Consider the following 7,125-nt stretch of genomic DNA (forward strand, 5'->3'; position numbering starts at 1 on the left):
GTGCTGGCGATTGGCGGGGCGCAGCACCGTCCCGCCGCCGCTGGACAGCACGCAGGACTGGCCCTGCGTCAGCTCGTCGATCACCTGCTGCTCGATATCGCGGAAGGCGTTCTCACCCTCGCGCTCGAAAAACTCGCGGATGGAGCAGGCGATGCGCTGCTCGATGACCTGGTCCGAATCGATGAAGCGCAGCCCTATTTTGCGGGCCAGATGCCGGCCGACGGTGGACTTCCCCGAACCCGGCAGGCCCACGCAGGCGATTCTCAACGGGTTTGCATTCAATGGAGTCTGGGGGCATTCGCCCCGGGATGCGTGATTGGAGGAGGGAAAGGAAATGGGCCGGCTTCACAAACGCGACAGGCCCCAAAGGGCCCGCCGTTACCTGCATTTTCCCACCAGACCGGCCCCGCCTCGCGGCACAGCCGGCCCCCGGGTTCAGCGCAGTGCCGATCCGTTGGTCAGCATCTTGGGCGTGATGAACACCAGCAGCTCGGATTTCGTGGCGGAGCGGGTCCGCTGCTTGAAGAGGTTGCCGACGCCCGGCAGGTCGCCCAGGAACGGAACCTTGGTTTCGTTGTCGCGGTCGTTCTGCTCAAAAATACCGCCAATCACCACGGTCCCGCCGTTTTCCACCAGAACCTGCGTCTGGATGTGCTTGGTGTCGATCGCGAAGCCGTTGGCCGTTTCGCGGCCCACGCTGTCCTTGTTGACGTCGACGTTCAGGATGATGTTGCCTTCAGGCGTGATCTGCGGCGTGACCTCGAGCTTCAGGTTGGCCTTGCGGAAGCTGATGGACGTGGCGCCGCTGGAGGTCGCCTGCTGGTACGGCAGTTCCGTACCCTGCTCGATCAGCGCCTTCACCTGGTCCGCCGTGACAACGCGGGGGCTGGAGACGATCTTGGTCTTGCCGTCGGCTTCGGACGCGGAAATTTCGAGGTTGAGGAATCGCGTCTTGGCCGCGTTGAACAGGGAGACGGCAAACGTCGCTGCCGAGAAGCCGTTCTGGCCCACGCCCGGCAGGCTCACAAATTCGCCGGCATTGGTGCCCGCCGTCGCCGCGCTGTAGGTGCCGCCGAACGCCGAGTTGGTGTTCTGGTTGAAGGGCTGGCCGCCGAGACGTACGCCCAGCGATTTTCCGAAGGTGTCCGAAGCCTCGACGATGCGCGCCTCGATCAGCACCTGGCGAACCGCCACGTCGAGTTTGGTGATCAGGCTTTGAACCGCCTCCAGCCTCGAGGGAATGTCGGTCACAAACAACTGGTTGGTCCGGGCTTCGGAAATGACGCTGCCGCRCTGGGACAGGATACGGGCGCTCGCCGGCCCGCTTCCGCCGGCGCTGATCTGTGTCGCGATGTCCGCAGCCTTGGCGTAATTGATCTGGAAAGACTGGGTGCGAACAGGCTCGAGACTCTGGATGGCATTGCGCGATTCCAGGTCCAGCTTGTCCTTGGCAGCCAATTCGTCCTTGGGCGCGATGACCAGTACGTTGCCGTTTTTGCGCATGCCCAGGCCCTTGGACTGGAGAATGATGTCCAGTGCCTGGTCCCAGGGCACATCCTTCAGCCTCAGCGTGACGCTGCCCGTCACGGAATCTGAAGTGACAATGTTGAAGTTCGTGAAGTCGGCGATCACCTGCAACAGGGAGCGGATTTCAATGTTCTGGAAGTTCAGCGAGAGTTTCTCGCCGGTGTAGCCGGGTCCCTGGGTCAGTTTGGTCGGGTCGACCTTCAGGGGGCGGACCTCCAGCACAAACTGGTTGTCGCTCTGGTAGGCGCTGTGCTCCCAGGCGCCCTTGGGCTCCACCACCATGCGGACCTTGTCGCCGGTCTGGAAAGTTGTGACGGTTTGCACCGGCGTGCCGAAGTCGGCCACGTCGAGGCGGCGGCGCAGGCCTTCAGGCAAGGCCGTCTTCAGGAATTCAACTACCAGGGTCTGGCCCTGCTGGCGTATGTCAACGCCCACTTCGTTATTGGACAGACCCACGACGATGCGCCCTGCGCTGTCGGTTCCACGGCGGAAGTCGACATCCTTGAGCGGCAACACGTCGCGATTGCGGCTTTCCGCGAAAACCTGCGCCGGCGCCGCTGGCGAAGCACTTGCCGAAGAGGACGGATCCAGTGTGATCACCAGTGATTTGCCCTGTATGTCGGCCTTGTAAGTCGATGGCGCCTTGAGATTGAGCACCACGCGGGTCCGGTCGCCGGCCTGCACCACGTTCGCCGAGCGCAGGTTACCGACGTTCATGTCCACCGCGGTCCGCCCCATGGCATTGCTGACACCGGGGAAATCCAGGGCGATACGCGCCGGCGACTGGATGGTGAATCCGTTGGGGATGGCGGTCAAAGGCTCGGCCAGGTCGATGCGGATGATCTCTGAGCCGCCCTGGACAGAACCGGTCACCGATTGAATGGAATTTTGCGCCTGTGCGGCCGCCGGCAGCGTTGCCGCCAGCAACGACAAAGCCATGCTGAACGAAGCGCCGCGCAACACACGTTCAAGCAAACGCTTCAGGCCGCCTCCTGTACCCTCTGCCGCCAATGCCCATGTTTGCTTGTTCATTTTGATCCCTCTAATAGCTGTAAAGTCGCCGTCCGCTCAATCCATTCGCCCGCAGCATCCTGCACGATCTCACGCAGGGAAAGGCTTGTTTCACCCACCTGCGTGATCCGGCCGTAATTCTGCCCAAGGTAGTTGCCGACCCGGACCTGGTAAATCAGGTTGTCGACCTTGACCAGCGCCACCGGCTGGCCCACCTTGATCAGGCTTCCGACCATGAAGGTCGCGTCCAGGGGGTAGGCTTCCAGGGGTTCCTTGCGCCGGCTCAGTTCCGGCGCGATCAGGCCCGCATTGGCCGTCGCCTGGTTGGAGTCACGCTTGAGCGCCTGCGTCAATTTCTGGTTGCTGAAGGGCTCAATGGCGCCTTCCTGGTTATAGGCCTGCGGCGAGAATTTGGTGGGCTCGGGCAGGGGGTCGACCTTGGGCCGGGTTGCATTGCGCTGCTCCGTCATCCATTGCTGGAGTTCTTCCTGCTCGGACGAACCGCAACCCGCCAACGTCAGCAGCGCCAATACCAGACCGCTGGTCAGCACATAGTTGTTAAGCCTCATTTTTTGGCTCCCGGGGCGCTCTTGCGCTGCAGGGCCACTTCCTCGGGATCGAGGTAGCGGAATGTCTTGGCCGTGGTGTCCATGACGAGATTTCCGTCTTTGGTCGGCACCAGGTTCAAATTGTTCAAGGTCACGATGCGGGAGAGATTGGCGATGTCCGCGGCAAAAGCGCCGATGTCGTGATACCGGCCCGTGACGCGCACCGCGATGGGCAGTTCGGCGTAGTACTCTTTAACGCTGACCTGCCCCGGCCGGAACAGCTCGAACTGCAGGCTGCGGCCCAGGCCGGCCTGGTTGATGTCCGAAAGCAGGGCATCCATTTCAGCCTTGCTCGGAAGCTGCTTCTCCAGCTGGGTCACATATTGCTGAACCTGCTCGCGCTGCTTTTTCAGGGCATCAAGGTTCACCGCCTGCACCAGTTTCTTCTTGTAGTCTTCCCGCAACTGGACTTCCTTGGCCTGCTCGGCCGTCAGTTCTTCGTCCGAGGAACTGAGCCAGACAAACCACAGCGCGACCACCACGAGAACCGTGACGGCGACGCAGAGAAGATAGCGCGGCAACGCCGGCCATGAAGGCGGGTCATTGGCGTCAAGCCCGGAGAACTGGGCCTTCAGGCTGTTTTGGATCGCCGAGAAATCGACGGAGATTTTGGGAGTTTTTGCCATGATCGTTCAACCTGCTTCAGGCTTTGGCCGGGATCGCCGCAGCCGCCGGCGCGGCACCAGGCGTCGAGCCGGCCGGTGCGGAACCGGGCGCCTTGGGCGCGGCGGGGCGCTTGAGCCCGACACGCATGGAGAAATTGGACACGCGCCGCTGGTCGCGCGGCGTCAGCGACACCACGCTGGCCGTGATTTCAACCAGTTCCGGCCGGGTCAGCCAGGGGCTGTTGTTGGCCAGGTTGCGCAGAAGTTCGGAAACCCGCTCGTTGGACTGGGCCACGCCGGTGATGAACACCGTCTGGTTGTCCTGCCTCATGCTGTTGATGTACACGCCGTCAGGCAACTGCTTGACCAGTTCACTGAGCAGGTAGACCGGCAGATTGCGGTTGCCTTGCAGGTCTTCCACCGCGTTCTGGCGTGCCCTCAATGCGGCGATTTCCGCCTGCAGCGTGGCGATGTCCTTGATCTGCGCTTCCAGGCGCGTGATCTCGACTTTCAGGAAATTGTTCTTGCTGCGCTGGGCTTCGATCTGTGCGAGGTACCAGGAGTACACGGCGCCGCAGATCAAGCCGCCGATCAGGGCGGCCATGCCAAGCGTGGCGAAAAACGTTTCGCGCCTGCGCTTGCGCGCAGCTTCGCGGTGCGGGAGCAGATTGACCAGAATCACTGCAGGAACCTCCGCAAAGCCAGACCGCAGGAGGTCAGGTAAGACGATGCCTCACGGCGCATTTTCTTTTCCCGCAYGCTGTCGCCCAGTTCCATGCCCTCAAAAGGGTTGGCCAGGAGGCAGGCGAACGAGGTCTGCTGCGTGACGGAATCGGTCAGCCCCGGCAGGGCGGAAGAACCGCCGGCCAGCATGACGTAGTCCACCTTGTTGTGCGGGGTGCTGGTAAAGAAGAACTGCAGGGCGCGGCCGATTTCCTGGGCCATGCTTTCCACAAAGGGCTTCAGGACGCCGGAGCCGTAGTCTTCCGGCAGGTCGCCGCTGCGCTTCTTGCTCTCGGCCTCTTCCGGCGAAAAGCCGTACTGGCGGACGATCAGCTGCGTCAGTTGCGCGCCGCCGAAGGCCTGGTCGCGCTCATACAACACTTCGTCGTTCTTGATGACCTGCATGCTGGTGGTCAAGGCGCCGACCTCGAACAGGGCGACCATGGTGTCCACCCCCTTGTTGGGCAGGTTTTCGATCAGGCGGGCGGTTGCCAGGCGCGAAGCGTAAGACTCCACATCGACCACGATGGGCTTGAGCCCCGCGGCTTCAGCCAGGCCTTCCCGATCCTGTACCTTCTCCTTGCGCGAGGCGGCAATCAGCACCTCAACATCGCCGCTGGAGGTGGCGCTGGGGCCCACCACACAGAAGTCAAGGCTGACTTCATCCAGGGAGAAGGGAATATATTGGTTGGCTTCCGACTCGACCTGGGTTTCGAGTTCGGCATCCGTCATGCCCCCGGGCAGGATGATTTTTTTGGTGATGACCGCGGAAGCGGGCAGCGCCATGGCGACGTTTTTGGTGCGGGTTCCGCTCTTTTTGACCAGGCGGCGCACGGCGTCGGCGACTTCGTCGAATTTTTCGACGTTGCCGTCGGTGATCCAGCCGCGCTCCAGGGGCTCGATCGCACAGCGATCCAGCACCAGGTTACCGGCCTTGTCACGGCTCAACTCCACCAGCTTGACGCTGGACGAACTGATATCCAAACCCAGCAAAGCGGGTTGTTGGCGGTTGAATAACGACCCCAGAGAGATCAAGGCAGTCCCCAAATGACGGCTAATATGTAGCCTTGCATACTTAAGAAATCACTTGAATAGTAGCAGTAAGCTCTTTGTGCAGTAAGGATTTTTCCTGTTCCGCACATCCAGAACGTTGTCAAAAGCCGACGCTTGTAACTGAGTGCAAGCGAGCTGGCGGGGGTAAGACGATGTCTGCAAACGTAAAAGAGTGATGCGGCGGCGCCAGCCCGGTACGCCCCGGTTTCCAGGATTTTTATAATAGTGACGCGACTTTACGATTGCCTACATGCCCTCAACGCCCACCTCTCCTGATTCAAATCCCGGCCCGGCCAAGTCGTCAAGGCCAGCCAAGTCCTGGCTGCCGCGCTGGCTGGTCAAACTGATGCTGTGGAGCACCGGCCTGTTGCTCGCAGGCGTCGTCAGCGTCCTGCTGTTTGCCGCCGTGGCCCTGTCGGTTGCCTACCCCAACCTTCCCGACATCTCGGACCTGGTGGACTACCGGCCGAAACTGCCGCTGCGCGTTTATTCCGCCGACGGGGTGGTGATCGGCGAATTCGGCGAGGAGCGGCGCAGCCTGACCCCCATCAAGGACATCCCACAGGTCATGAAAGATGCCGTGCTGGCCATTGAGGACGCGCGCTTTTTCTCCCATGGCGGGGTGGACTACCTGGGCGTGATCCGCGCCGGCTTCGCCAACGTGGGCCGGGCCAAGAGCCAAGGCGCCTCGACCATCACCATGCAGGTGGCACGCAATGTCTATCTCTCGGCGGAGAAAAGCTACACCCGCAAGATCTACGAAATCCTGCTGACCTTCAAGCTGGAGCACATGCTGACCAAGGACCAGATCCTTGAGATCTATATGAACCAGATCTTCCTGGGCAACCGGGCTTACGGCTTTGCCGCGGCTTCCGAGGCTTATTTCGGCAAACCGCTCAAGAACATCACGATCTCCGAGGCGGCCATGCTGGCCGGCCTGCCCAAGGCGCCGTCGGCCTACAACCCCATCGCCAACCCCAAACGCGCCCGGGCGCGCCAGCTCTACATCATCGAGCGCATGGAGGAAAACGGCTTCATCACGGCCGAGCAGGCCAAGGCCGCCAAGGAAGAGCCTCTGAAGGTCAGGACCGGGCCCGACGCCGGCCGGGTGCATGCCGAGTACGTGGCCGAAACGGTGCGCCAGCTGGTCTACAACCAGTACGGCGACGAAACCTATACCCGCGGGTTGAACGTCTACACGACCCTGCGCGCCACCGACCAGACCGTGGCCTACAAGGCCCTGCGCAAGGGCATCATGGATTACGAACGCCGCCAGATCTACCGCGGCCCCGAGAAATTCATAGACCTGCCCGCCAATCCCCAGGAAACCGAAGACGCCATCGACGACGCGCTGACCGACAACCCCGACAACGGCGACGTCATGTCGGCCGTGGTGCTCGAGGCCAATCCCAAGCGCATCCTGGCCATGCGCCAGAACAGCGAAACCGTTGAAATCACCGGCGACGGCCTGAAACCCGCGCAGTCCGGCCTGGCCGACAAGGCCGGCCCCAATATCAAGATCCGCCGCGGCGCCCTGATCCGCGTGGCGAAAACGCCGAAAAACACCTGGGAAATCACCCAGCTACCCGAGGTTGAAG

At 61.9% G+C, this 7,125-nt stretch carries 7 protein-coding genes; 1 reads left to right on the forward strand and 6 read right to left on the reverse strand.

The window, feature by feature from the left end:
• From AC1D0P_RS18735 to AC1D0P_RS18760, 6 genes are all read right to left on the reverse strand, one after another.
• Nucleotides 1-267, reverse strand: a 267-nt coding sequence (locus AC1D0P_RS18735; protein ID WP_477678134.1) for a shikimate kinase, incomplete at its 3' end; no start/stop codon positions are given.
• A gap of 168 nt (nt 268-435) precedes the next feature.
• The gene (locus AC1D0P_RS18740; protein ID WP_477678135.1) at nt 436-2,559 is read right to left on the reverse strand and encodes a type IV pilus secretin PilQ; all 2,124 of its coding nucleotides are present in this window, start codon (nt 2,557-2,559) and stop codon (nt 436-438) included.
• Nucleotides 2,556-3,107, reverse strand: a complete 552-nt coding sequence (locus AC1D0P_RS18745) for a pilus assembly protein PilP (RefSeq protein WP_477652424.1) — start codon at nt 3,105-3,107, stop codon at nt 2,556-2,558. Before AC1D0P_RS18745 ends, AC1D0P_RS18740 begins: the two co-directional genes overlap by 4 nt.
• The gene (locus AC1D0P_RS18750) at nt 3,104-3,772 is read right to left on the reverse strand and encodes a type IV pilus inner membrane component PilO (protein WP_477678136.1); all 669 of its coding nucleotides are present in this window, start codon (nt 3,770-3,772) and stop codon (nt 3,104-3,106) included. Before AC1D0P_RS18750 ends, AC1D0P_RS18745 begins: the two co-directional genes overlap by 4 nt.
• 16 nt (nt 3,773-3,788) lie before the next feature.
• On the reverse strand, nt 3,789-4,433 hold the full coding sequence (locus tag AC1D0P_RS18755) for a PilN domain-containing protein (protein ID WP_477678137.1): 645 nt from the start codon (nt 4,431-4,433) through the stop codon (nt 3,789-3,791).
• Nucleotides 4,430-5,509, reverse strand: a complete 1,080-nt coding sequence (locus AC1D0P_RS18760; protein WP_477678138.1) for a pilus assembly protein PilM — start codon at nt 5,507-5,509, stop codon at nt 4,430-4,432. The genes AC1D0P_RS18755 and AC1D0P_RS18760 overlap by 4 nt, the downstream gene beginning before the upstream one ends.
• A gap of 268 nt (nt 5,510-5,777) precedes the next feature.
• On the opposite strand from AC1D0P_RS18760, the gene AC1D0P_RS18765 reads away from it, so the two are divergent.
• On the forward strand, nt 5,778-7,125 hold a 1,348-nt coding region (locus tag AC1D0P_RS18765; protein WP_477678139.1), incomplete at its 3' end, for a transglycosylase domain-containing protein.

This window comes from Polaromonas sp. P1_G2, assembly GCF_056405515.1.